At 42.4% G+C, this 278-nt stretch carries 1 protein-coding gene; it reads left to right on the top strand.

Translation table 11 applies throughout. The features are described 5' to 3' along the window. Nucleotides 1-261: hypothetical protein (locus AAEZ03_RS27105; RefSeq protein ID WP_350582914.1), on the top strand; the 261-nt coding region annotated here is incomplete at its 5' end. Nucleotides 262-278: the final 17 nt, after the last annotated feature.

Raw genomic sequence — 278 nt, 5'->3', positions numbered from 1 at the left:
CCGTTTTATCATGGGGATGAAAGAGTTCGTGAAGTGTTGCAGCACCATCAAACCTCGTTAGATAAACTGCGGAAAAACCTCGACCAATGGCGCACTGTCAACGAGTTAAGTTCGGTATTGGGATGGGCAAAGAAAAAAGGTTTTGCACGTTGTTTAGCGCTTGAAGAGACGTTCGCTCACGTTACTTATTTGGTGAATACTGGAGAAGTAGTTTGCGAGACTGCAGAACTATCCGGTGTCTTGTACTACCAGTTAGCTTAAACAATTATATTTTTTAG

This window comes from Pseudomonas sp. HY2-MNA-CIBAN-0224, from assembly GCF_040310285.1.
Lineage (GTDB): Bacteria > Pseudomonadota > Gammaproteobacteria > Pseudomonadales > Pseudomonadaceae > Aquipseudomonas > Aquipseudomonas helleri.
The sequence above is the reverse complement of the archived record's forward strand: the minus strand, read 5'-3'. Positions and strand labels throughout refer to the sequence as shown.